This is a genomic window from Streptomyces sp. NPDC057950 (assembly GCF_042887295.1).
GTDB classification, from domain to species: domain Bacteria; phylum Actinomycetota; class Actinomycetes; order Streptomycetales; family Streptomycetaceae; genus Streptomyces; species Streptomyces kaempferi.
Genome location: NZ_JBHVPP010000002.1, coordinates 281,946 through 304,408, shown reverse-complemented (window position 1 = coordinate 304,408; position 22,463 = coordinate 281,946). Strand labels below are relative to the sequence as shown.

At 73.1% G+C, this 22,463-nt stretch carries 21 protein-coding genes; 9 read left to right on the top strand and 12 right to left on the bottom strand.

The genetic code is table 11. The features are described from left to right. Positions 1-223: 223 nt before the first annotated feature. From pepN to ACFVTC_RS05550, 3 genes are all read right to left on the bottom strand, one after another. Positions 224-2,725, bottom strand: a complete 2,502-nt coding sequence (pepN, locus tag ACFVTC_RS05560; RefSeq protein WP_390124222.1) for an aminopeptidase N — start codon at positions 2,723-2,725, stop codon at positions 224-226. A 198-nt stretch (positions 2,726-2,923) separates the two neighbouring features. Further along, positions 2,924-3,355, bottom strand: a complete 432-nt coding sequence (locus ACFVTC_RS05555) for a chorismate mutase (RefSeq protein WP_390124220.1) — start codon at positions 3,353-3,355, stop codon at positions 2,924-2,926. Between the two features lie 11 nt (positions 3,356-3,366). Beyond that, positions 3,367-4,251: an AraC family transcriptional regulator gene (locus ACFVTC_RS05550; RefSeq protein WP_390124217.1), complete on the bottom strand. Its 885-nt coding sequence runs from the start codon at positions 4,249-4,251 to the stop codon at positions 3,367-3,369. 210 nt (positions 4,252-4,461) lie between these two features. Between ACFVTC_RS05550 and ACFVTC_RS05545 the strand changes: the two genes are divergently transcribed. Next, entirely contained in the window at positions 4,462-6,264 is a 1,803-nt protein-coding gene (locus ACFVTC_RS05545; protein ID WP_390124215.1) for a beta-galactosidase family protein, read from the top strand. A gap of 93 nt (positions 6,265-6,357) precedes the next feature. Here the strand turns inward: ACFVTC_RS05545 and ACFVTC_RS05540 are convergent, their stop codons facing one another. Beyond that, the gene (locus tag ACFVTC_RS05540; protein WP_390124213.1) at positions 6,358-7,140 is read right to left on the bottom strand and encodes a serine protease; all 783 of its coding nucleotides are present in this window, start codon (positions 7,138-7,140) and stop codon (positions 6,358-6,360) included. Positions 7,141-7,450: 310 nt separating this feature from the next. Here ACFVTC_RS05540 and ACFVTC_RS05535 point away from each other — a divergent pair, with 310 nt between their 5' ends. Together ACFVTC_RS05535 and ACFVTC_RS05530 are read left to right on the top strand one after the other, a co-directional pair. Next, positions 7,451-8,347: a hypothetical protein gene (locus ACFVTC_RS05535; RefSeq protein WP_390124210.1), complete on the top strand. Its 897-nt coding sequence runs from the start codon at positions 7,451-7,453 to the stop codon at positions 8,345-8,347. A 148-nt stretch (positions 8,348-8,495) separates the two neighbouring features. Then, positions 8,496-9,725 (top strand): ankyrin repeat domain-containing protein, encoded by a 1,230-nt coding sequence (locus ACFVTC_RS05530; protein WP_390124208.1) that lies wholly within the window; start codon positions 8,496-8,498, stop codon positions 9,723-9,725. Between the two features lie 190 nt (positions 9,726-9,915). On the opposite strand, the gene ACFVTC_RS05525 is transcribed toward ACFVTC_RS05530, so the two are convergent. From ACFVTC_RS05525 to ACFVTC_RS05515, 3 genes are all read right to left on the bottom strand, one after another. Beyond that, positions 9,916-10,431: a hypothetical protein gene (locus ACFVTC_RS05525; RefSeq protein ID WP_390124207.1), complete on the bottom strand. Its 516-nt coding sequence runs from the start codon at positions 10,429-10,431 to the stop codon at positions 9,916-9,918. A 144-nt stretch (positions 10,432-10,575) separates the two neighbouring features. Continuing rightward, the gene (locus tag ACFVTC_RS05520; protein ID WP_390124205.1) at positions 10,576-11,523 is read right to left on the bottom strand and encodes an SDR family oxidoreductase; all 948 of its coding nucleotides are present in this window, start codon (positions 11,521-11,523) and stop codon (positions 10,576-10,578) included. A 1-nt stretch (position 11,524) separates the two neighbouring features. After that, entirely contained in the window at positions 11,525-12,292 is a 768-nt protein-coding gene (locus ACFVTC_RS05515; RefSeq protein WP_390124710.1) for an SDR family oxidoreductase, read from the bottom strand. 173 nt (positions 12,293-12,465) lie between these two features. On the opposite strand from ACFVTC_RS05515, the gene ACFVTC_RS05510 reads away from it, so the two are divergent. Genes ACFVTC_RS05510 through ACFVTC_RS05495 form a run of 4 tightly spaced genes read left to right on the top strand, consistent with a single transcriptional unit; the run spans position 12,466 to position 16,046 of the window. Continuing rightward, positions 12,466-13,260, top strand: coding sequence for an enoyl-CoA hydratase family protein (locus ACFVTC_RS05510; protein ID WP_390124203.1), 795 nt, complete (start codon positions 12,466-12,468; stop codon positions 13,258-13,260). Continuing rightward, positions 13,253-14,110, top strand: a complete 858-nt coding sequence (locus ACFVTC_RS05505; RefSeq protein WP_390124201.1) for a CoA transferase subunit A — start codon at positions 13,253-13,255, stop codon at positions 14,108-14,110. Before ACFVTC_RS05510 ends, ACFVTC_RS05505 begins: the two co-directional genes overlap by 8 nt. Next, positions 14,107-14,880: a CoA-transferase subunit beta gene (locus ACFVTC_RS05500; RefSeq protein WP_390124199.1), complete on the top strand. Its 774-nt coding sequence runs from the start codon at positions 14,107-14,109 to the stop codon at positions 14,878-14,880. The genes ACFVTC_RS05505 and ACFVTC_RS05500 overlap by 4 nt, the downstream gene beginning before the upstream one ends. Then, positions 14,880-16,046 (top strand): NAD(P)H-dependent flavin oxidoreductase, encoded by a 1,167-nt coding sequence (locus ACFVTC_RS05495; RefSeq protein WP_390124197.1) that lies wholly within the window; start codon positions 14,880-14,882, stop codon positions 16,044-16,046. Before ACFVTC_RS05500 ends, ACFVTC_RS05495 begins: the two co-directional genes overlap by 1 nt. Before the next feature lie 131 nt (positions 16,047-16,177). On the opposite strand, the gene ACFVTC_RS05490 is transcribed toward ACFVTC_RS05495, so the two are convergent. From ACFVTC_RS05490 to ACFVTC_RS05480, 3 genes are read right to left on the bottom strand one after another with little or no spacing between them, the layout of a single operon-like run. Then, positions 16,178-17,335, bottom strand: a complete 1,158-nt coding sequence (locus tag ACFVTC_RS05490) for an acetyl-CoA C-acetyltransferase (protein ID WP_390124195.1) — start codon at positions 17,333-17,335, stop codon at positions 16,178-16,180. A 22-nt stretch (positions 17,336-17,357) separates the two neighbouring features. Beyond that, positions 17,358-17,969, bottom strand: a complete 612-nt coding sequence (locus ACFVTC_RS05485) for a TetR/AcrR family transcriptional regulator (RefSeq protein WP_390124193.1) — start codon at positions 17,967-17,969, stop codon at positions 17,358-17,360. Between the two features lie 15 nt (positions 17,970-17,984). Next, the gene (locus tag ACFVTC_RS05480) at positions 17,985-18,776 is read right to left on the bottom strand and encodes an SDR family oxidoreductase (RefSeq protein WP_390124191.1); all 792 of its coding nucleotides are present in this window, start codon (positions 18,774-18,776) and stop codon (positions 17,985-17,987) included. Between the two features lie 60 nt (positions 18,777-18,836). Here ACFVTC_RS05480 and ACFVTC_RS05475 point away from each other — a divergent pair, with 60 nt between their 5' ends. Together ACFVTC_RS05475 and ACFVTC_RS05470 are read left to right on the top strand one after the other, a co-directional pair. Then, a complete protein-coding gene (locus ACFVTC_RS05475; RefSeq protein WP_390124189.1) occupies positions 18,837-19,976 on the top strand; it encodes an acyl-CoA dehydrogenase family protein in 1,140 nt (379 codons plus the stop codon). Continuing rightward, positions 19,976-20,944 carry an acyl-CoA dehydrogenase family protein gene (locus tag ACFVTC_RS05470; protein ID WP_390124187.1) on the top strand — a complete coding sequence of 323 codons (969 nt, stop codon included), beginning with the start codon at positions 19,976-19,978 and terminating at the stop codon, positions 20,942-20,944. The genes ACFVTC_RS05475 and ACFVTC_RS05470 overlap by 1 nt, the downstream gene beginning before the upstream one ends. A gap of 28 nt (positions 20,945-20,972) precedes the next feature. Here the strand turns inward: ACFVTC_RS05470 and ACFVTC_RS05465 are convergent, their stop codons facing one another. Then, a complete protein-coding gene (locus tag ACFVTC_RS05465) occupies positions 20,973-21,557 on the bottom strand; it encodes a HutD family protein (RefSeq protein WP_390124185.1) in 585 nt (194 codons plus the stop codon). Further along, positions 21,554-22,273 (bottom strand): vWA domain-containing protein, encoded by a 720-nt coding sequence (locus ACFVTC_RS05460; RefSeq protein ID WP_390124183.1) that lies wholly within the window; start codon positions 22,271-22,273, stop codon positions 21,554-21,556. Before ACFVTC_RS05460 ends, ACFVTC_RS05465 begins: the two co-directional genes overlap by 4 nt. Between the last annotated feature and the right edge of the window lie 190 nt (positions 22,274-22,463).

Here is a 22,463-nt window from a genome sequence, read left to right as displayed (position 1 = left end):
CACAACGATCTGACCCGAATGGGGGTACTGCCGTGCGGAGGAAAGGTGAGGGGTGGGGCGGGGGTGAAGGGTGGGGCGGGAGTGACGGGTGGTGTGGAGGGGGCGCTCCGCGCGGTGGGGGGCGTGCGGTGCGGTGCCGTGCCGGGTCTGGTGGATTCCGGGGCTCGGCGGGATGCGGGGTCCGCCGGCCGCCCCGGCCGGTGGACCCCGCGTCGCGGGGGATCTAGCTGTGGCTCGCCTCTCGTACCTTCAGTGCCCTGGCCAGGTCGTCGAGTTGGTCGACGAGCTTGCGGCGCAGGGCGGGGATGGGGTCGGCGTCGCGCAGGCATGCCTCGCCGAGGGCGAGGGTCTCGGGTGTGACGGCGTGGGCGGGGAAGGCGTAACGGCCGGCGGCGTCGGCGATGGCGGGGCCGCGGCGGGCGGCGAGGGCCACGGCGTCGGGCCAGTAGCGATCGACGTACTCCCGTACGAGGTCCGCCTGTTCGGGCTGCCAGAAGCCCTGGGCGGTCGCGGTGAACAGGTAGTTGGAGAGGTGGTCGGAGGCGAACATCTCTTCCCAGGCGCGTCGTTTGGCCTCGGGGTCGGGCAGCGCGGCGCGGCAGCGGGCGGCGCCTTCCTGGCCGGTGGCGCTGGGGTCCTGGACGAGTTCGGCCTCGATGACGGCGTCGTCGATGGCGCCGAGGACGGCGAGGCGGCCGAGGACGCGCCAGCGCAGTTCGGGGTCGAGCTCCGGGCCGCCGGGGACGGTGCCCTCGGAGAACCAGGCGCTGATGGTGTCGGGGTGCGCGGCGACGGCGATGTAGTGGCGTACGGCGGTGAGGCGCAGCCCCGGGTTGTCGCCGTCCTCGGTGCGGCGCAGGAGGTCGCGGCAGAGGTCGGCGAGGGTGGCGAGGGCGGTCGGGCGGTCCTCGGCGGGCAGCAGGCGGTCGGCGACCTGGGTGGCGGCGAACGTCAGGACGCCCTGGACGAGGGCGAGGTCGGTCTCGTGCGGGAGGTGGGTGCGGGCGGCGTCCACGTAGGCCATGGCGGGCATTTCGCCGTCGCGTACGGCGTCGCGCAGGGCGTTCCAGACGACGGCGCGGGTGAGGGGTTCGGGGAGGCCGGAGAGGGCGGTGCTGATGGTCTGGAAGGAGTCGGTGTCGAAGCGGATCTTGGCGTAGGTGAGGTCGCCGTCGTTGAGGAGGAGCAGGGCGGGGCGGCGGCCGGGGCCGAGTTCGACGGGGGCTTCCTGGGGTACGTCGGTCTCGAAGCGGTCCCGTGGGACGAGTCGCCCGTCCTCGCCCGGGACGGTGTCGTAGGTGCCGACGGCGATGCGGTGGGGGCGGCTGCCGTGGTGTTCGACGGTGAGGTGCCAGGTGCCCTGGGTCTCGGTGAGCGCGGGGCGGAGGGTGTCGACGCCGGTGGTGCGCAGCCAGGTGGCGGCCCATGCCTGGACGTCGCGTTCGGTGGCGGCGGCGAGGGAGTCGATGAAGTCGGCGAGGGTGGCGTTGGCGAACTTGTGGCGGGTGAAGTGGGTGTTGATGCCGGCCAGGAAGTCCTTCTCGCCGAGCCAGGTGACGAGTTGGCGCAGGGCGGAGGCGCCCTTGGCGTAGGAGATGCCGTCGAAGTTGAGCATGGCGGACGCGGTGTCGGGGACGGCGTCCGGGTCGGGGGCGACGGGGTGGGTGGAGGGGCGCTGGTCGGCGTCGTAGCCCCAGGGTTTGCGGGTGACGCCGAAGTCGGTCCAGGTGTCGGTGAAGCGGGTGGCTTCGGTGAGGGTCTGGTAGCCCATGTACTCGGCGAAGGACTCGTTGAGCCAGATGTCGTCCCACCAGCGCAGGGTGACGAGGTCGCCGAACCACATGTGGGCCATTTCGTGGGCGATGACCATGGCGCGGGTCTGGCGTTCGGTGTCGGTGACGGCGGAGCGGTAGACGAACTCGTCGCGGAAGGTGACGAGGCCGGGGTTCTCCATGGCGCCGGCGTTGAATTCGGGGACGAACGCCTGGTCGTAGGAGTCGAAGGGGTAGGGCTCGTCGAACTTCTCGTGGTAGCGGTCGTAGCAGGCGCGGGTGATGTCGAGGATCTCGTCGGCGTCGGTGTCCAGGTAGGGGGCGAGCGAGCGGCGGCAGTGGATGCCGAAGGGGAGGCCGCCGTGCTCGGTGCGGACGGAGTGCCAGGGGCCGGCTGCGACGGCGACGAGGTAGGTGGAGATCGGTGGGGTGGGGGCGGCCTTCCAGCGGCCTTCTCCCAGGTGTTCGGTGACGCCGTTGGCGAGGACGGTCCAGCCGTCGGGTGCGGTGACGGAGAGGTCGAAGACGGCCTTCAGGTCGGGCTGGTCGAAGGCGGCGAAGACGCGCTGGACGTCTTCCATGAACAGCTGGGTGTAGAGGTAGGTCTCGCCGTCGGTGGGGTCGGTGAAGCGGTGCATGCCCTCGCCGGTGCGGGAGTAGTGCATGCCGGTGTCGAGGCGCAGTTCGTGTTCGCCCTCGGTCAGGCCCTTGAGGGGCAGCCTGTTCCCGTCGAGGGTTTCGGGGTCGAGGGGCTGCCCGTCGAGGGTGACGGAGCGCAGTTCGGCGGGCTTCAGCTCGACGAAGGTGTCCGCGTCGGCGCGGGCGGTGAACCGGATGACGGTCCGGGAGTCGAAGGTCTCGTCCCCGCGGGTCAGGTCGAGTTCGATCCCGTAGTGGTGGACGTCGAGGAGCTTGGCACGGGTCTGCGCTTCGTCGCGCGTCAGTACGGACATGGGGACATGCTGCCTGATGGGTCCGGCAGGGCACAGGGGTGGCCTGTTATGCGGCTTGTGTCCGGTCCGGTCGGGGGTGCGGCCCTGTTCCGGTGTGGGGTCGGCTGCGTCGGTCCCGGGGTGAGGTTCCTGTTCCGGGGCCTGGTGGCGGTGGTGGGTGGGTGCTTCGTGCGGGGTGCCCGGCGGGGGCACCCGGTGTCACTCCCCCGTGGCCCCGGGGGCCTGTCCCGTGCCGTCCGCGATGCTCTCGTGGTGGCGGATGACCTCGGCGATGATGAAGTTCAGCAGCTTTTCCGCGAAGGCCGGATCCAGCTTGGCGTTCTCTGCGAGCCGGCGCAGGCGGGCGATCTGCTGGGCCTCGCGGGAGGGGTCGGCGGGCGGCAGTTGGTGGGCCGCTTTGAGGTGGCCGACCTGCTGGGTGCATTTGAAGCGCTCGGCGAGCATGTGGACGACGGCGGCGTCGATGTTGTCGATGCTGTCGCGCAGGCGGGCGAGTTCGGCGCGCACCGCCGCGTCGGCGTCCGCGCCGGGTTTGTCGGTCGCGTCGCCGCTGTTGCTGGTCGGTTCGCCGCTGTCGTCAGTCGCGTTGCCGGTGGGGTCGGTCGCGTCGCCGGTGTTGCTGGTGGTCATGGTCGGCCAGCCTACGTGGCGTGCGGGCGCTCGGTCGTGGGCGGATCGTGGGGGTCGGGGGCGCGGTCGTCGCGGGTGCCGGGCGGGGTGCGGCCCTGTTGTGCGCGGAAGCGGACGGGAGCGGTGCCGACGCGGCGGGTGAACAGGCGGGAGAAGTAGGCGGGGTCGTCGTAGCCGACGCGTCTGGCCACGGCGGCGACGGGGAGTTCGGTGGCGGCGAGGAGTTCCTTGGCGCGGCCGAGGCGGATGGTGAGGAGGTAGTCCTTGGGGCTGCGGCCGGAGGCGCGGCGGACGGCGCCGCGCAGTTCGGCGGGGGTCATGCCGTGCCGGGCCGCGTGTTCGGCGACGGTCAGTGGCTGGAAGGCGTCCCGGGCGAGGGCGTGCAGCACGGGGTCGCCGTCGGGGGTGAGGTCGGCGCGGGCGCGGCGCAGCGCGACGAGGAGTTCGTGGACGGCGGCGCCGGTCTCGGCCTCCAGCAGGGGGTTGCCGCTGTGGGCGGCGCGGGCGATGCGGGCGACGGTGGCGCGGGCTCCGGTCGCGTCGGAGAGGGGGACGACGGGGCGGTCCGGTTCGATGTAGCCGAGTTCGGTGTAGGCGGTGGTCGCGGGGCCGGTGAAGTCGACGAAGCACTCGTCCCAGCTGGGGTCGGGTCCGTAGTGGTGGGGTACGCCGGGGGTGAGCCAGAGCAGGGCGGGCGCGGTGATGGTGTGGCGGTGTCCACGGGGGTCCTGGAGCCAGCCGCCGCCGGCGCTGACGACGACGGCGACGTGGTGGTCGAGGGTGCGTGGCCCGACGGGGGGCAGTTCGCCGTGCTGGAGGCCGACGCCGAGGCAGGTGAGGCCGAGCCGGTGGTGGACGGGGGCGGGGGTGAGGTACCGCATCCAGGTGTGGTGCATCCGCTGTCCTCCCGCCGGTGCGGCCGGTGTCGTTCCTCGGTGCGCTTCGGTCCGGTTTCGGTGCGGCTTCGGTCCGGCTCCGGTGCGGCTTCGGTCCGACTCCGGTGCCTAGTCCGTCCGTATTCCGTCCGCATTCGGTGAGACTTCGGTCCAAGCAGAGGTGATCTTTGTCCATGGACGTCGTCGCCGCCAGGGGGTGAGGGTGGGCCCATGAGCGAGTTCACGGTGGGGGACACGGATTTTCTGCTGGACGGACGGCCGGTGCGGCTGCTGTCGGGCGCGCTGCACTACTTCCGGGTGCGTGAGGAGCAGTGGGGGCACCGGCTCGGGATGCTGCGGGCGATGGGCCTCAACTGTGTGGAGACGTACGTCCCGTGGAATCTGCACGAACCGCGGCCGGGCGTGTTCCGTGACGTGCAGGCGCTGGGCCGGTTCCTGGACGCGGCGCGGGAGGCGGGGCTGTGGGCGATCGTGCGGCCCGGCCCCTACATCTGTGCGGAGTGGGAGAACGGCGGGCTGCCGCACTGGCTGACGGGACGGCCGCGCACCAGGGACGAGGAGTACCTGCGGGACGTGGAGCGCTGGTTCCACCATCTGATGCACGAGATCGTGCCCCGGCAGATCGACCGGGGTGGCCCCGTGCTGATGGTGCAGGTCGAGAACGAGTACGGCAGTTACGGATCCGACCAGGTGTATCTGCGGCGTCTGGCCGACGTGCTGCGTGCCGAGGGGGTGAGCGTCCCGCTGTTCACCTCGGACGGTCCCGAGGACCACATGCTCAGTGGCGGCTCCGTTCCCGGTGTCCTCGCGACGGTCAATTTCGGCTCCCGTGCCCGTGAGGCGTTCGAGGTGCTGCGCCGGCACCGCTCGGAAGGCCCCCTGATGTGCATGGAGTTCTGGTGCGGCTGGTTCGACCACTGGGGCGGTGAGCACGTCGTACGGGATCCGGGGGACGCGGCGGACGCGCTGCGCGAGATCCTGGAGTGCGGGGCGTCGGTCAATCTCTACATGGCGCACGGGGGGACGAACTTCGCGGGCTGGGCGGGTGCGAACCGGGGCGGTGGAGCGCTCCACGAGGGCCTGCTGGAGCCGGATGTCACCTCGTACGACTACGACGCTCCCCTCGACGAACTCGGTCGGCCCACGGAGAAGTTCTGGCGCTTCCGGGAGATCCTGGCCGGGTACGCGCAGGGGCCGCTGCCGGAGCTGCCGCCGGCCCCGGCGCCGTTGGGCGCGTCCGCGGTCGTGGATCTGCGGGAGTGGGCTGCGCCGGATGCGGTGCTGGAGGCGCTGGGCGGTCCGGAGGCCGAGTACGCCGTGCCTCCCACCTTCGAGGAAGTGGACGTGGACCGGGGCCTGGTCAGGTACGAGCTGACCGTGCCGGGGCCCCGGGGACCGTATCCGCTGCTGCTGCGCGGGCTGCGGGATCTGGCGGTGGTGTTCGTCGACGGAGTGGCGGCCGGGGTGCTGACCGAGGACGACTGCCGGCTCGGCGAGCCCGTCGCGGGGGACGCGCGGGTGGAGATGTGGGTGGAGTCGCTGGGCAGGGTCAACTACGGGCCGCGTTCGGGCGAGCCGAAGGGCATCACCGGGGGTGTGCTGCACGAGCGGCAGTATCTGCACGGGGTGCGGGCTCGGGGACTGCGTCTCGACGCGTTCGACGACGGCGTCGACGGGGTGCCGTTCGCGGCGCTGCCCGCGGAGGGTGCCCGGGGTCTGTACCGCGGCACGGTGGAGGTGCGCGGCGCCGGGGACGCCTTCCTCGATCTTCCGGGCTGGACGCGGGGGTTCGTGTGGATCAACGGGTTCAATCTCGGCCGCTACTGGTCGGCGGGCCCGCAGCGGTCGCTGTACGTGCCCGGACCGGTGCTGCGCGAGGGGGTCAACGAGGTGTGGGTCCTGGAGTTCCAGGAGTCGGGCGGGGAGTCGGCCGGGCCGGTGCCGCCGGTTCTGCGCGGCCCGGCTCCGATCGGGGCGCACGATGCTCCGCCCGGGTCGCGGGGCCGGGGCTAGACCGTGCGGGGGTGTGCGCTCCCGCGAGCACGGCGCGGGCACCCGCGAGTGGGTCGCGGGCGCCCGCGCCGTGTCATGACGGCGACCGGGCCCCTACAGGGTGGACGCCGCCCTGGCTATGGCAGCCGCGAAGGTCGAGACCTCGCTGTAGACGCCGGGGTATCCGGGCTCGGCGCAGCCCTGGCCCCAGCTGACGATCCCGACCTGGACGAACGCGCCGGAGTCGTCCTTGCGGAACATCGGTCCGCCGGAGTCGCCCTGGCAGGTGTCGACCCCGCCCTGCTGGACGAACCCGGCGCAGATCTCGTCACCGGGCACGAGGTCGCTGCCGTACGCCTGCCGGCAGACGGCGTCGCTGACGAAGGGCACGGTGGCCTTGAGGAGGTAGCGCTGCTGGGCGCCGCCCTCGCGGGTGGCGCCCCAGCCGGCGACGGTGAAGTTCCCGTTGTTGTAGGCGGTGGTGGTGGCGATCTTCAGGGTGGGCTGCTGGATGGGCGTGGCGAGCTTGATGAGGGCCCAGTCCTTGCCCTTGCCGTTGTAGCCGGGTGCCTGGAGTACCTTCGTCGACTTGACCTTGATCGCGCTGGTGCTCTGCAGGTCGACGACGCCGGCGGTGGCGGTGATGGAGGTGTTGGTGCCGGAGCCGTTCACACAGTGCGCGGCGGTCAGCACGATCTGCTGGGTGTAGAGGGCGCCGCCGCAGCCCATGGAGAGCCGGACCATGAAGGGGAACTCCCCCTGCGCGGCACGGGTTCCGCCGACGACGGGCGCGGGCGCGGCCTGGGCGGAGACGGGCTGGAGCGAGACGGCGGCGAGGGCGACGGCGCCGAGGGCGAGGAGTCTTCTGAGGCCCGTGGACTTCTTCGGAGACTTCAACGTGCTTCCTCTCGTGGGGGGTCGAGGGTGGCGGTGGCACGAACCGAGCGTCCTGCGGCGTGTCGACGCGGCGGGAGCCGTGCGGTGAACGGCACGGCGCGCAGCACGACAGGCCAGAGAAATGACATGCACCCGCCAATCCTTTGCGCATTATTGAGACGCCGGAGCGCCCCGGCAAGAACCGCGTTTCGGCCAGCCGCTCCCCGGCGCACGCCGTCGCATCCCCGCGGGCGCACGCACTCGTCCGGCCGCTCGGCGGAACCCGGCCTAGAGTGGAGTGCGGACGGCGGCGTCTTCAGGGGGTGCGGACGTGGCGAACGGCGGACCCGTCGAGCACGGCTTCCCGCACCTGGACACGGTGCGGGCCTCGATCACCGCGCTCTACAGACGGCTCTCGTACGACACCATCCACACCTTCGCGACCAGCGTGGCCCCCGTCGACGTGGCCTTCGGCGACATCGACGACCTGTACCTGGGAGCGCAGCGGGTGGCCCGCGAGATGGTGCGCCACTACCGTCTGCCGGACGCCCGGATGATCATCGGCTTCCGTGAGATGACCCATGCGGCGAACGTCGAACTCACGGCGGGCCCGGAGTACTTCGTCGAACTCAACGACCGCTTCCGCACCCATCGCAGGGACATCGGCGCCGCCCTCGCCCACGAGGTGATGCATGTCTATCTGCACCGCCTGGACCTCTCCTTCCCCGGCACCCGTGACAACGAGATCCTCACGGACACCGCCGCGACGTATCTCGGGGCGGGCTGGCTGCTGCTCGACGCCTACCGCGAGGACGCGGCCTCCTCGCAGAAGCTCGGCTATCTCACCCCCGAGGAGTTCGGCTACGTCCTCGCCAAACGCGCCCTGGTCTTCGGCGAGGACCCCTCCGTCTGGTTCACCAGTCCGCAGGCCTACACCGCGTACACGAAGGGCATGGCGAAGGCCCGCGGCGACGAGCAGCAGCCCCCGCTGACCGCGGCCGGCTGGGCGGGCCGCCGCCGCTACGCGAAGGACCGGCGCCACGCCCAGGACCACCCAGGCCCCGGCCCGCACCCCGCGGTCCCCTACGCGTTCACCCCGGACGGCCACGGCCCGCTGCGCGTCTCCTTCCCCTGTCCGACCTGCCACCAGCGGATCAGAGTGCCCGTACGCGGCCGGGTACGGGCGCGCTGCACGCTGTGCGGCACGGTGCTGGAGTGCGACACCTAGGCGTGTCGCGACAGTCCCGCCTGCCTCGCGACGCCCGGCACGCCCCGGGGCGATGCCACGGCGCACGGAGCGTGCGGTAGCCGCGGGGTGAGTCAGAACACCCCGAAAGGCTTTGCCTCGCGCCTCCTTCAGGAGCGAGGGTCGAAGGATGAGCACGAACGACCCCGCGGCGCGTCTCCTCACCGCTGTGTACGAGGGTGACGAGGACGCGGTGGTGCGGCTGCTGCGCTCCGGCGCGAGCCCGGAGTCGGCGGACGCGGAGGGCGGGACGGCGCTGTATCTGGCCGCGGTCAGCGACCGGCCGGACGTCGTACGGTTGTTGCTGACCGCGGGCGCCGACCCGGACCGGCTCAGCCAGGGCACGGACGCCCCGCTGTGCGGGGCGGCCTGCGGCGGCCACACGGAGGTCGTACGGGCCCTGCTCGCGGCGGGCGCGGGTCCCGACCGTGTGGAGGGGTTCGGATTCACGGCGCTGACCTGGGCGGTGCAGCAGGGCCGGGCCGCGGTGGTGACGGAACTGCTCGCGGCCGGCGCGGACCCCGACCGGCCGGGACCGACGGGTGAGCCCCCGATCGTGGCGGCCGCCCGGCGCGGCTCTCCCGGCTGTGTCCGCGCCCTCCTCCAGCGCGGAGCGCGGGAGCGGTCCGCCGCGCTCGCCGAGGCGCATCGCTGGCTGGCCGTCGACGTGGAGGCCGCACTCCGCGCGGGCCTGGAGCGGACCTACGGTCCCGGCCACCCGTCGGCCGTCCACCGCTACCCGGAGGACGGCGGTATCACCGTCGAGGTGCAACTCCTCGACCCCGCCGGGCACCCCGTGTCCGGCAACGACCAGCAGACCGGTCACGCCGCCATCGCCACCCTCCTGGAGACATCCCTCGGCATCGCCGCCCCCGCCCCGGAACTCGCCGCCCGCGCCCTGCGCCGCGCCGACCCCGCCGACGACGACTGGACCGAGGCGGCTAAGGCTCTCGGCCTGCGCGGCGACGAGGACACGTTCCGCGCGGCGGTGCTGTGGTGCCGCGGCGCCGATCCGCTCCGGCAGGCCTTCGGCGCCGATGTGCTGGGCCGGTCCCGCGCGCCTCGAAGCAGGCAGGTACTGCGTGAACTCGCCCGCGAGACCGGGCATCCCGTGGTCGCGCGAGCCGCCGTCGCCGCTCTGGGCCGCCGCGCGGACCCGGCCGCGCTCCCCGAAGTCCTGCGCCACGCGGAACACCCGGAGGCCGCCGTGCGCGCGGCGGTCGCCGACGCGCTGGCCGGACTGCTGGCCGCCGGCCACACCGAGGGCATGGAACAACTCCGCACCCTGGCCGAGGACCACGACACCGAGGTCCGCGCACGGGCGGCACACGCGCTGACGGTGCTGCGCGGGGAGAACTGACCGACAGGGAGAACGCGCCGGCGGGCGGAACCGACCGGCGGGGAGACCCGGCCAGGGGCTCGGCCCACCGTCCGGAAGCCGGGGACAGCCGGTCCTCGCGCGCGCGATCGCCCGTCCTCGCGCCCGATCGCCCGTCCTCGCGCGCGAACCGCCCGTCCTCCCCCCGCGCGGCGGGGCGGGGCCGGCGGGCTCAGGCCCCGGCGGGTATCGCTGCGGGGGCGGTGACCCGGCGCGCTCTGACACGCACCACGGCGAGCCGGCACACGACCTGGGACAGAGCCATCAGAAGCAGTGCGGCGGTCCACGCGTCGGCCCCGGTGATCAGGTTGTCGCGGCTGAACCGCGCGACACTGCCCGCACCGCCGTGGGTGGCCCAGAACTCGAATCCGGCGCGGGCGGCCATGCCGACGATCCACAGGAGCGCGGCGAGCGCCCCGGCTCTGGCGATCGCGACCCCGTCGGCCGCCCGGCCGAGCCGGGTGGCCGCGCCACAGGCGAGACCCAGGGCCGCGCCGGCGGCGACGGTGACGGCGTCGAGGCGGATGTCGTGCCCCTCGGTCGGGAAGGACTTGAGGTAGTACGCGGCCGCGGCGGCGACGGCGGCCAGCGGCAACAGCGTGTGGAGCAACGTCACTCGGGTGCCGCGGATCTGCGGGATCACGAGGAGGATGAGAGCCGCGGAGATGATGTAGTCGGTCGTCGTCATGCCTTCGAGACTGCCGTTCGCGGCGCCGCGCGTCCTCAACCACCGGGTTGAGCACGGGTGGGTTTCCGGCCTCCACCCAGGGGTTGAGACCGGCGGCGCGCAGGCCGGCGAACGCGGCCCGTGCGAGCCGGCGGGACCGGGGCGTCAGCGGCCTCCCGCCGACTCCCCCGCCGCGCCGCCCGCTCCGTACACCGCGCCGGGCTCCTCCGCGCGCGCCAGGAGTTCCAGGGCCGTGTCACCGGCCTCGGAGGGGCTCCGGCGGGCTCCGCTGTCCGCGCCCGGCCCCGGCCGCCAGCCCTCCATGACGGTGATGCGGCCCCCCTCGGTCTCGAAGACGCGTCCGGTGACGCCCGCGCTGGCGTCCGCCCCCAGCCACACGACCAGCGGCGACACGTTCTCGGGCGCCATCGCGTCGAAGGAACCGGCGTCCGGTGCGGCCATCGCCTGGGCGAAGGCGTGTTCGGTCATCCGGGTGCGGGCCGCGGGCGCGATCGCGTTGACCTGGACGCCGTAACGCCCCAACTCGGCGGCGGCGACCAGGGTCAGCCCGATGATCCCGGCCTTGGCGGCGCTGTAGTTGCCCTGCCCGAGCGAGCCCAGCAGCCCCGCCCCACTGCTCGTGTGGACGACCCGGGCCCGCGGCGTCCGCCCCGCCTTCGCCTCCGCCCGCCAGTGCGCCGCCGCGTGCTTCAGGGGCAGGAAGTGGCCCTTGAGGTGGACGCGCAGGACGGCGTCCCAGTCCTCCTCGTCCAGGTTGACGAGCATCCGGTCGCGCAGGAAGCCCGCGTTGTTGACGAGGGTGTCGAGGCGTCCGTACGTCTCCAGGGCGGTGCGCACCAGGGACGCGGCACCCTTGGTGGTGGCGACGTCGCCCACGTGGGCCACCGCTTCGCCGCCCGCCGCGCGGATCTCCGCCACGACCCGCGCGGCCGGGCCGTCCGCACCCGGCGAGCCGTCCAGCCCGACCCCGAGGTCGTTCACGACGATCCGCGCGCCCTCGGCGGCGTACGCGAGCGCGTGCGCCCGGCCGAGCCCGCGCCCCGCGCCGGTGACGATCACGACCCGTTCCCGGCACAGCAGCGGTCCGCTCATCTCAGTCCTCCTGGTAGGTCGGTTCGGCCGGTTCGGCCCTGTTGGCGGTCGCGGCGTCGAGGAAGGCGGGCCGTTCCCCTCCCCCGTGGACGAGGAGCGAGGCCCCGCTGATGTAGGCGGCGGCGTCCGACGCGAGGAAGACGGCGGCCCCGCCCACATCGGACGGGTCGGCGAGACGGCCGAGCGGGACGGTCCGGGAGACGGCGGCGACGCCCTGCTCGCCGCCGTAGTGGAGGTGGGACAGCTCGGTGCGGACCATGCCGACGACGAGGGTGTTGACCCTGATGTCGGGGGCCCACTCGACGGCCATCGAACGGGCCAGGTTCTCCAGGCCCGCCTTGGCCGCCCCGTACGCCGCCGAACCCGGTGACGGGCGCGTCCCGCTCACACTGCCGATCATCACGATCGATCCCCCGGCCCGCCTGAGGTGCGCGTACGCGGCGAGCGAGGCGGTCAGCGGCGCGACGAGGTTGAGCTCGATGACGCGCGCGTGCCGCTCGGCGCCGGCCTCGGCCAGGGGGCGGTACGGGGCGCCGCCGGCGTTGTTGACCAGTACGTCGAGCCGGGGCAGCGCGTCGAAGAAGGTGTGCACGGCGGACGGGTCGCACAGGTCGACCGGGACGAACTCCGTCCCGGCGACGGGCGCTTCGGGGGGTCTGCGGGCGCAGATCAGCACCTTCGCGCCCGCCTTGACGAAGGCCCGCGCGATCCCGGCCCCGACCCCGCGGGTCCCGCCGGTGACGACGACGGTCCGCCCGCCGAGACCCATGCCGTCCGAGCCGTCCATACCGTCCGAGCCGTCCGAGCCGTCCGAGCCGTCCGTGCCGTCCGTGCCGTCCGTGCTTTCCACGTTGTCCACAGGGCCTCCCGCGCGGATGCATTCGCTGCTAGCTTCGAGACTGCACCTAACAAACGTTTGGTGGGAAGGTAGCTGATGCGTCCATGGGTGTCTCCACCTCGTCCCCGGAAAAACGGATCTCCGTCGTCACGGTCGACTTCCCGCCGGTGAACGCGCTGCCGGCGCGCGGCTGGTTCGACCTCGCCGACGCCGTGCGCGCCGCGGGCCGCGACCCGGGAACACGGTGTGTCGTGCTGACGGCCGCCGGGCGCGGTTTCAACGCGGGCGTGGACATCAAGGAGATGCAGCGGGAGGCCCGGGAGACCGGGGGCCACCACGCACTCGTCGGGGCGAACCGCGGCTGCTTCGAGGCATTCGCCGCGGTCTACGAGTGCGAGGTGCCGGTCGTCGCGGCGGTCCACGGATTCTGTCTGGGCGGCGGGATCGGACTGGTGGGGAACGCGGACGCGATCGTGGCGAGCGAGGACGCCACCTTCGGGCTGCCCGAGCTGGACCGCGGCGCCCTCGGCGCGGCCACCCACCTGGCCCGTCTGGTCCCGGGGCACCTGATGCGCGCGCTCTACTACACCGCGCGCACGGCGACCGCGGCCGAGCTGCACGCGCACGGCTCGGTGTGGAAGGTCGTACGGCGCGAGGAGCTCCGGGACGCCGCCCTGGAGCTGGCACGCGAGATCGCCGCGAAGGACGGCGAGTTGATCAGGCTCGCCAAAGCCGCCCTCAACGGCATCGACCCCGTGGACGTACGCCGCAGCTACCGCTTCGAACAGGGCTTCACCTTCGAGGCGAACCTCAGCGGAGTGGCCGACCGCGTCCGCGACACGTTCGGCCGACAGGCCGCGGAGGCGGCCACGGGGAGCAGGAGGCCTGACAGTGAGTGACAAGACCATGTCGGCGGACGAGGCCGTCGCCCGCCTTGAGAGCGGGATGACGCTGGGCATCGGCGGCTGGGGTTCGCGCCGCAAGCCGATGGCCCTGGTCAGAGCGCTGCTTCGGACCGGGATCTCCGATCTCACCGTCGTGTCGTACGGCGGCCCGGACGTCGGGCTGCTCGCCGCCGCCGGACGGATCCGCAAGCTGGTCACCGCCTTCACCACCCTCGACTCCATCCCGCTCGAACCGCACTACCGCGCGGCACGCGAGAACGGCGCGTTCGAGCTGACCGAGGTCGACGAGGCGATGTTCATGTGGGGCCTGCACGCCGCCGCGAACCGGCTCCCCTTCCTCCCGGTGCGCGCGGGGATCGGCTCGGACGTGATGCGGGTCAACCCCGGCCTGCGGACCGTCACTTCCCCGTACGAGGACGGGGAGACGTTCGTCGCCATGCCAGCCCTCCGCCTGGACGCGGCCCTGGTCCACATGAACCGCGCGGACCGCGCGGGCAACGGCCAGTACCTGGGCCCGGACCCGTACTTCGACGACCTGTTCTGCGAGGCGGCCGACACGGCGTACGTCTCCTGCGAACAGCTCGTCGACCACCTCGGCACCGCCGCGCTCAGCAAGGAGGCCGCGCCGCAGACGCTGCTGCTGAACCGGTCGAGCGTGACGGGTGTCGTCGAGACGCCGCACGGCGCGCACTTCACCTCCTGCGCCCCCGATTACGCGCGCGACGAACCATTCCAGAAGCTGTACGCCACCACACCGTACGACCGGTTCGCCGAGCGATTCCTCGCCGGTGACGAAGACGCGTACCAGTCCGCCGTGCGGACCTGGCACAAGGAGCGGCGATGAGCCCGGTCCCCGCGGTCACCCGCGCCGAATACTGCGTGATCGCCTGCGCCGAGGCATGGCGGGACGACGGCGAGGTGCTCGCCAGCCCCATGGGCACGATCCCGTCCATCGGCGCCCGCCTCGCCCGGCGCACCTTCTCCCCCGACCTGCTGATGACCGACGGCGAAGCCCTGCTGGTCGGCCTCGACGGCACCCCCGAGGGCTGGCTGCCGTACCGCCGGCATCTCACCGCGGTGACCGGAGGACGCCGGCACGTGATGATGGGCGCGAGCCAGATCGACCGCTTCGGCAACCAGAACATCTCCTGCGTCGGGGACTGGGCCCGGCCGCGGCGCCAGCTGCTCGGCGTGCGCGGGGCGCCGGTCAACACCCTTAACAACCCGACCAGTTACTGGATACCGAAGCACTCCCGGCGGGTCTTCGTCGCGCAGGTCGACATGGTGTGCGGGGTGGGGTACGACCGGGCGGCCGCCGCCGGCCCGAGCGCCACCCGCTTCCACCGCATCCCGCGTGTGGTGAGCGACCTCGGCGTGTTCGACTTCGCCACGGCCGACCACTCGATGCGCCTGGCCTCACTGCATCCGGGCGTCACCGTGGAGGAGGTGCGGGAGGCCACGGGCTTCGAGCTGTCCGTGCCCGCCGAGGTGCCGTACACCCGCGAACCGACTCCGCTGGAGCTGGAGCTGATCCGTGCGGTGATCGATCCGGGCGGTGCCCGGGACCGCGAGGTCGCCGGGCCGGCCCCGCGCACCGGGGAGGCCGGGCGCTGATGGAGACCGCGCTCACCCGTCTCGTCGGCGTCCGTCACCCGGTCGTGCAGACCGGCATGGGGTGGGTCGCGGGGCCCCGGCTGGTCTCCGCCACGGCGAACGCGGGCGCGCTGGGCGTCCTGGCCTCGGCGACGATGACCCTCGACCACCTGCGGGACGCGGTGCGGGAGGTCAAGTCCCGTACGGACGCGCCGTTCGGGGTGAATCTGCGGGCCGACGCGGGGGACGCGGGCGAGCGGGTGCGGATCATCGTCGAGGAGGGGGTGCGGGTCGCGTCGTTCGCCCTCGCGCCCTCCCGTGAGCTGATCGCCGAGCTGAAGGAGGCGGGGGTGGTCGTCGTGCCCTCCGTCGGGGCGCGCCGGCACGCGGAGAAGGTGGCCGCGTGGGGCGCGGACGCGGTGATCGTGCAGGGCGGCGAGGGCGGCGGACACACCGGCGAGGTGGCGACGACGGTCCTGCTGCCGCAGGTGGTGGACGCCGTGGACATCCCGGTGGTGGCGGCGGGTGGTTTCCACGACGGGCGGGGGCTGGTCGCGGCGCTGGCCTATGGCGCGGCGGGCATCGCGATGGGGACGCGTTTCCTGCTCACCTCCGACTCGACCGTCCCGGACGCGGTGAAAGCGGCGTATCTGGCGGCGGCGGTCGGGGACGTCACGGTCACCAGGGCCGTCGACGGACTGCCGCACCGCATGCTGCGTACGGAGTTCGTCGGCTCCCTGGAGCGGGACGGCCGTGCGCGGGCGCTCGTCCGGGCGGTGCGCCGGGCGGCGGCCTTCCGGCGGGTGTCCGGTCTCTCCTGGCCCCGGATGGTCCGTGACGGCCAGGCCATGAGGCACGGCAGGGACCTGACCTGGAGCCAGGTGCTGCTCGCCGCGAACACGCCGATGCTCCTCAAGGCGGCGCTGGTGGACGGGCGTACGGATCTCGGGGTGATGGCGTCGGGGCAGGTCGCGGGGGTGATCGAGGATCTGCCGTCGTGCGCGGAGCTGGTCGGGGGCCTGATGTCGCAAGCGGAGGCGGTTCTTCAGGGGCTTCAGGGGCTCCAGGGGCTTCAGGGGCCGCAGGACCTCCACGGCCTCCCGGACCTCCAGGGGCTTTCCGCGCCCGCCGGGCGTGCACACTCCGGTGCACGCCCGGCGGATGACCGAGACGCTGAGCGTCCGTGAGGCCCGCGCCCGGCCGGCTCCATGCCTTCGCCGGCGTCCACCCGCCCAGTCGTGTCGCGAGCGCGGCCGGGACATGAACGACGCCGCGGACGCCGGAGGCGCTGCCGCCCGGTCCCTCGCCGGGAGCGCGGTCAGAGGCGTTCGATGATCGTCACGTTCGCCTGGCCGCCGCCCTCGCACATGGTCTGCAGGCCGAACCGGCCGCCCGTGCGCTCCAGTTCGTGCAGAAGCGTCGTCATCAGCTTCACGCCGGTGGCGCCGAGCGGGTGGCCGAGGGCGATCGCGCCGCCGTTGACGTTGACCTTCCCGGGATCGGCGCCGGTCTCCTTCAGCCAGGCGAGGACGACCGGGGCGAAAGCCTCGTTGATCTCGACGAGGTCGATGTCCCCGAGGGACATGCCGGTCTTCTTCAGGGCGTAGGCGGTGGCCGGGATGGGCGCGGACAGCATACGGATCGGGTCCTCGCCCCGCGCGGAGAGGTGGTGGACGCGGGCCCGCGGGGTCAGACCGTGTTCGCGTACCGCCCGCTCGGAGGCGAGCAGCATCGCGGCGGCGCCGTCGGAGACCTGGGAGGAGCAGGCGGCGGTGATGGTGCCGCCCTCGACGACCGGTGCCAGGGCGGCCATCCTCTCCAGTGAGGTGTCCCGGCGCGGGCCCTCGTCGGCCGTGACCTCACCGTAGGGGACGGTCTCGCGCGTGAAGCGGCCCTCGTCGAGGGCGCGCAGGGCCCGCTCGTGGGAGCGGAGCGCGAACTCCTCCTGGTCGCGGCGGCTGATGCCCCACTTGGCGGCGATGAGTTCGGCGCCGTGGAACTGGTTGACGGGCCGGTCGCCGTACCGTGCCCGCCAGCCCTCGCTGCCGGCGAAGGGGCCGTCGGTGAGGCCGAGGGGCTCGGCGGCCCGGCGGGAGGCGAAGGCGATGGGGATCAGGCTCATGTTCTGGACGCCGCCCGCGACCACCAGGTCCTGGGTGCCGGACAGGACCGCCTGGGCCGCGAAGTGCACGGCCTGCTGGGAGGAGCCGCACTGCCGGTCGACGGTGACGCCCGGTACCTCTTCGGGGAGTCCGGCCGCCAGCCAGCAGGTGCGGGCGATGTCCCCGGCCTGTGGTCCCACAGTGTCCAGGCAGCCGAGGACGACGTCCTCGACGGCGGCCGGGTCCACGCCGGACCGCTCGACGAGCGCCCTGAGGACGTGCGCACCGAGGTCGGCGGGGTGGACGGCGCTCAGGCCTCCTCCGCGGCGCCCCACGGGCGTACGGACCGCTTCGACGATGTATGCCTCGGCCATGACGACTCCTCCGCAGACGGGGCTAGGGGCGTACGGAGATCCCGTCCAGCACCATCGACAGGTACTGCCGGGCGATCTCCTCCGGGCTGTGCTGTCCGCCGGGCCGGTACCAGGACGCGGCGACCCAGACGGTGTCGCGCACGAACCGGTAGGTGAGCCGGATGTCGAGGTCGGACCGGAAGGTCTCGGCGGCGACGCCGCGCTCCAGCGTGCTCAGCCACGCCTGCTCGAAGTTGCGCTGTGATTCGGCGAGGAACGCGAAGCGCTGCTGGGCGGCGAGGTGCCGGGACTCCTTCTGGTAGATCGCGACGGCGGCCCGGTGCCGGTCGATCTCCCGGAAGGACTCGGTGACCAGTGCCTCCAGGGTTTCCCGGGGGCCGAGTTCGGCGGCGAGGACGGTGTCGTAGCCGTCCCAGAGCTCGTCGAGGAAGGTCCGCAGGATCTCCTCCAGCATCGATTCCTTGGAGTCGAAGTGGTAGTAGAGACTGCCCGCGAGCATCCCGGTCTGGTCCGCGATCCTGCGTACGGTGGTGGCGTTGTAGCCCTGCTCGGCGAAGACCTCGGCGGCGAGGCCGAGGAGTTCGCGGCGCCGCTCCGGGGTGGCGGTCACCTGGGGCTTCTTCTTGGTAGGCACCGTTCCATTGTGATGCTAGGCATGCTGGCTGCTGACGGCGACGACTTCGCCGGTCATGTACGAGGAGTAGCCGGACGCCAGGAACACGATCACGTTGGCCACCTCCCAGGGTTGCGCGTGCCGGCCGAAGGCCTCACGGCCCGTCAGTTCCTCCAGGAGTCCGGGGGTGGTCACCTTCGCGAGGTGCGGGTGCATGGCGAGGCTCGGGGACACCGCGTTGACCCGGACCCCGTAGGCGGCGGCCTCGATCGCCGCGCAGCGGGTGAGCGCCATGACCCCGGCCTTGGCGGCGGCGTAGTGCGCCTGGCCCGCCTGGGCGCGCCAGCCGACGACGGAGGCGTTGTTCACGATCACACCGCCGCCGGACCGCTCCTTGAAGTGCCGCAGTGCGGCGCGGGTGCACCGGAAGGTGCCGCCCAGGGTCACGTCGAGGACCTTCGACCACTGTGCGTCGGTCATGTCGACCAGGGCCGAGGTGCCGCCGAGACCCGCGTTGTTGACGACGACGTCCAGGCCGCCGTGGAGCTCGTCCGTCCGCGCGAACAGGGCCTGCACCTGTTCCTCGTCCGTCACGTCGCAGGGCAGCGCGGAGACGTTCCCGGCGCCGAACTCGGCGGCCAGGGCCGCCTCGCTCTCCTCGAGGCGGCGGACGTGCGCGTCGCTGATGACCACCCGCGCGCCCTCCTCGAGGAACCTGCGCGCCGTGGCCCCGCCGATGCCCGCGCCCGCGGCGGCCGTGACGACGGCGGTGCGTCCCTTCAGCAGCCCGTGCCCGGGTTCGTAGGCGGGAGTCTCGACGTCGCTCATACTCCCAAGCTAACCTACCAAACACTTGTTAGGGAAGCTCGCCGTCGAGAGGTGCCGCCGATGGATCTCACGCACTCCCCCGCCGACGAGGCGTTCCGCGCCGAGGCCCGTGCCTGGCTCACCGCTCATGTGCCGGGCGTCCCGCTCCCCTCCCTGGAGACCGAGGAGGGTTTCGCCGCCCACCGCGCGTGGGAGGCCGAACTGGCCGCGCACCGCTGGTCGGTGGTGTCCTGGCCGGCGGCGTACGGCGGCCGGGACGCGGACATCGTGCGCTGGCTGGTGTTCGAGGAGGAGTACTACGCGGCGGGCGCGCCGGGCCGTGTCACCCAGAACGGCATCAACCTGCTGGCGCCCTCCCTCTTCGAGCACGGCACACCGGGGCAGCGCGCCCGGGTGCTGCCTTCCATGGCCACCGGTGAGGTCGTCTGGGCGCAGGCGTGGTCCGAGCCGGAGGCCGGGTCCGACCTGGCGTCCCTCACCTCCCGCGCGGTGCGGACCGACGGGGGCTGGCTGCTGAGCGGCCAGAAGACCTGGTCGTCGCGTGCCGCCTTCGCGGACCGCGCGTTCGGGCTGTTCCGCAGCGACCCCGGCACGCCGAAACCCCACCAGGGGCTCACCTATCTGATGTTCGGCCTGCGGGACCCCGGCGTCACGGTCCGGCCGATCGGCCGACTCGACGGGAAGCCCGCCTTCGCCGAGATCTTCCTGGACGAGGTCTTCGTCCCCGACGAGGACGTGATCGGCGAGCCCGGCCAGGGCTGGCGGATCGCCATGTCGACGGCGGGCGACGAACGCGGGCTGCGGCTCCGCTCCCCGGGCCGTTTCCTGGCCGCCGCGGACCGGCTGTTCGCCCTGTGGCGCAGCCGGGACAGCCCGGCGTGGGCCGCGGAGCGGGTGGCGGACGCGGTGATCGGCGCCCGCGCCTACCAGTTGTTCGCCTACGCCCTCGCCGCGCGCTTCCTCGACGGGGAGGCCATCGGCCCGGAGGCCAGCCTGAACAAGGTCTTCTGGTCCGAGTACGACATCGCGCTGCACGAGACCGCGCTCGATCTCCTGGGGCAGGAGGGCGAGACGGCGGACACGGACTGGTCCGAGGGGTACGTGTTCTCCCTGGCCGGCCCGATCTACGCCGGGACCAACGAGATCCAGCGCGACATCGTCGCCGAGCGCCTGCTCGGCCTGCCGAAGGGCCGCCGCTGATGCGCCTCCTCCTCGATGCCGAACAGCGGGCGTTCGCCGGTTCCCTCGACGCGATGCTGACGGCCGCGGACACGCCGTCGGTCGTACGGGACTGGAGCCGGGGCGAGCACGACAGCGGCCGTGCGCTGTGGTCCCGTCTCGCCGAGGCGGGCGTGTTCGCGCTGGCGGTACCGGCCGCCTACGCGGGGATGGGCCCGCTCCCGGTGGAACTGGCCGTGGGATTCGTCGAGTTGGGTCGGCACGCGGTGCCGGGGCCGTTGGCGGAGACGGTCGCGGCGGCCGCCCTGCTGGCGGAGCTGGCGGACCCCGGCCCCGCCGAGCGGCTGCTTCCGGCTCTGGTCTCGGGCGGGGCGTCGGCGACCCTGGCCCTCGACGGTTCGTACGCGCTGGACGGCGACACAGCGACCCTCCGCCTCGCCCTGACGGCCGGCGAACTGCGTCTGGCCCCCGGCCACGGCCCGGTACGCGGCTGTCTGGACCCCGCCCGCCGCCTCACCCCGCTGATCGCGGGCGGCGAACTCCTGTCCGCCTCGCCGCCCGTCGAGCACGCCCTCACCTGGGCCCGGCTCGCCACCGCCGCCCAGGCCCTCGGCGTCGGTCTCGCGCTCCTCGACCGGACGGTCGCCCACGTCGGGCGCCGCACCCAGTTCGGTGTCCCCGTCGGCTCCTTCCAGGCCGTCAAGCACCGGCTCGCCGACGCGAGGACGGCCCTGGACTTCGCGCGCCCGCTGCTCTTCGGAGCGGCCCTGACCATGGCGCCCGCCGATGTCGCCGCCGCCAAGGTCACGGCCTGCGAGGCGGCGTACACCACCGCGCGCGCCGCACTCCAACTGCACGGCGCGATCGGCTACACCGCCGAGTCGGACCTGTCGCTGTGGCTGGCCAGGGCCCGCGCCCTGCGCACCGCCTGGGGCGGCCCGGCCGAGTGCCGGGCGGCCGTCCTCGCTGGTCGTGCCGCCCGCTCGTGATCCTCCGGCGCTTCTCGGCGACGCGGCGTCACGGGTCGGTCGGTGCGGGAAGGGGGGCCCGTCCCGCGAGCCGGACGACGGCGGTGCGGCCGGCCGGCCGCAGCATGGCGTCCTCGCCGGTCAGCAGCGCGGCGTCGTACCGGTCGAGGGTCAGGTCGGCCACCTCGGCGGACCCGTCGAGCGCGACGATCAGCACCGCCGGGCCCGCCGGCACGGCGACGCCCGCACCACCACGCACGACCGTGACGACGGGGGTCGTCCCCTCGCCCCTGCGCCACATGACGTTGAGGTTCACGACCGGGCCCCCGAGCAGACGGCAGTCGGTGGCCAGGTCGCCGGGGAAGGACCGGGGCACGAAGGGCGTGTCGACCCGGTGGTGTTCGCCGCCGACGGTCAGGTCCATCCCCGCGCCCTCGACCATCGTGAGGGTCCGGTCCACCTCGGCGAACGAGGAGAACGGGCCGTCGGCGCCGACGTCGGCGAGGCTCACCCGCCACCGGAAGTCGTCCATGCCGGCACCCTCGGGCCCCGCGGCGATCTCCCGCGTCACCCCGCCGCCGTTCTTCCAGGGCACCGCCACACGCCCGGCGGCGGCCAGCAGCCGTACGGTCACCGCACGATCCCCCGGGCCCGCGCCGCCGCCAGCCACTGCGGGAACTCGCCGACGATCCGGTCGTACAGTTCTTCGTCACCCAGCTCCAGGGGATCCGAACCGGCGTGGAAGAAACCGGCGTTGTCGACCGCCCGCTTCTGCGGGACGGCCAACTCGTCGAGCCTGCGCAGGAAGTCGAACTGCTTGCTGTCCGGGTCACCGAACCCTATGAACTGCCAGAACAGCGGAAGCTTCGCCGCCTTGCACAAGTACCGTTCGGCGGCGGGCTTGCTGACCGGTCCGCCGTCGGTCTGGAAGACCACGAGGGCGGGGTCGTCGGAGCCGCTGTCGAGGTAGTGGTCGATGACCGCGTCCATGGCCAGGTGGTAACTCGTCCTGCCCATGTGCCCGAGCCCGGCGACGATCCGCTCCACCCGCCCCTGGTGGTCCTCGAGCGCGATGTCCGTGACCGCGTCGATGTCCGTGGAGAAGAAGACCACCGGAACCGTGCCGTCGTCGTCGAGATGCGCCGACAGGCCGAGCACCCGGTCGGCGAGCGCCTGCACACTGCCGTCGAGGTAGTACGGCTTCATCGACCCGGAGTAGTCGACCACCAGGTACACCGCGGCCCGCTGCCCGCCGAGCCCGTGCCGGGCGAGGGAGACACCGGCGGTCTTGTACAGACTGACCAGCGCGGGCGCGGTCTCCTCCACCTTGCTGAGACTGATCCCGGGCATACGGGCTCTCTTCCGTCGGGCTTCGGTGCGGTGAGCTGGGCGGGAGTGCCGAGATTACGTCACCACGCCGACACCCTGCCGTCCCACCCGTACACCTGTGTTCGCTATTTTGTTCGCCGCCGACCCCACCGGCTCACCGTTCCCCTCCCGCATGTCCGTACCGCCAAGGAGCCGGCCGTGGAATCCGCGT

Coding starts and splice junctions, on each gene's coding strand:
- ACFVTC_RS05515 (WP_390124710.1), bottom strand. CDS start 12,292: ATGGGTCTCGGCGGGCGGACCGTCGTCGTCACCGGCGGGACCCGCGGG.
- ACFVTC_RS05475 (WP_390124189.1), top strand. CDS start 18,837: ATGGATCTCACGCACTCCCCCGCCGACGAGGCGTTCCGCGCCGAGGCC.
- ACFVTC_RS05470 (WP_390124187.1), top strand. CDS start 19,976: ATGCGCCTCCTCCTCGATGCCGAACAGCGGGCGTTCGCCGGTTCCCTC.
- ACFVTC_RS05555 (WP_390124220.1), bottom strand. CDS start 3,355: ATGACCACCAGCAACACCGGCGACGCGACCGACCCCACCGGCAACGCG.
- ACFVTC_RS05510 (WP_390124203.1), top strand. CDS start 12,466: ATGGGTGTCTCCACCTCGTCCCCGGAAAAACGGATCTCCGTCGTCACG.
- ACFVTC_RS05520 (WP_390124205.1), bottom strand. CDS start 11,523: ATGAGCGGACCGCTGCTGTGCCGGGAACGGGTCGTGATCGTCACCGGC.
- ACFVTC_RS05480 (WP_390124191.1), bottom strand. CDS start 18,776: ATGAGCGACGTCGAGACTCCCGCCTACGAACCCGGGCACGGGCTGCTG.
- ACFVTC_RS05490 (WP_390124195.1), bottom strand. CDS start 17,335: ATGGCCGAGGCATACATCGTCGAAGCGGTCCGTACGCCCGTGGGGCGC.
- ACFVTC_RS05550 (WP_390124217.1), bottom strand. CDS start 4,251: ATGCACCACACCTGGATGCGGTACCTCACCCCCGCCCCCGTCCACCAC.
- ACFVTC_RS05500 (WP_390124199.1), top strand. CDS start 14,107: ATGAGCCCGGTCCCCGCGGTCACCCGCGCCGAATACTGCGTGATCGCC.
- ACFVTC_RS05460 (WP_390124183.1), bottom strand. CDS start 22,273: ATGCCCGGGATCAGTCTCAGCAAGGTGGAGGAGACCGCGCCCGCGCTG.
- ACFVTC_RS05530 (WP_390124208.1), top strand. CDS start 8,496: ATGAGCACGAACGACCCCGCGGCGCGTCTCCTCACCGCTGTGTACGAG.
- ACFVTC_RS05495 (WP_390124197.1), top strand. CDS start 14,880: ATGGAGACCGCGCTCACCCGTCTCGTCGGCGTCCGTCACCCGGTCGTG.
- ACFVTC_RS05525 (WP_390124207.1), bottom strand. CDS start 10,431: ATGACGACGACCGACTACATCATCTCCGCGGCTCTCATCCTCCTCGTG.
- pepN (WP_390124222.1), bottom strand. CDS start 2,725: ATGTCCGTACTGACGCGCGACGAAGCGCAGACCCGTGCCAAGCTCCTC.
- ACFVTC_RS05545 (WP_390124215.1), top strand. CDS start 4,462: ATGAGCGAGTTCACGGTGGGGGACACGGATTTTCTGCTGGACGGACGG.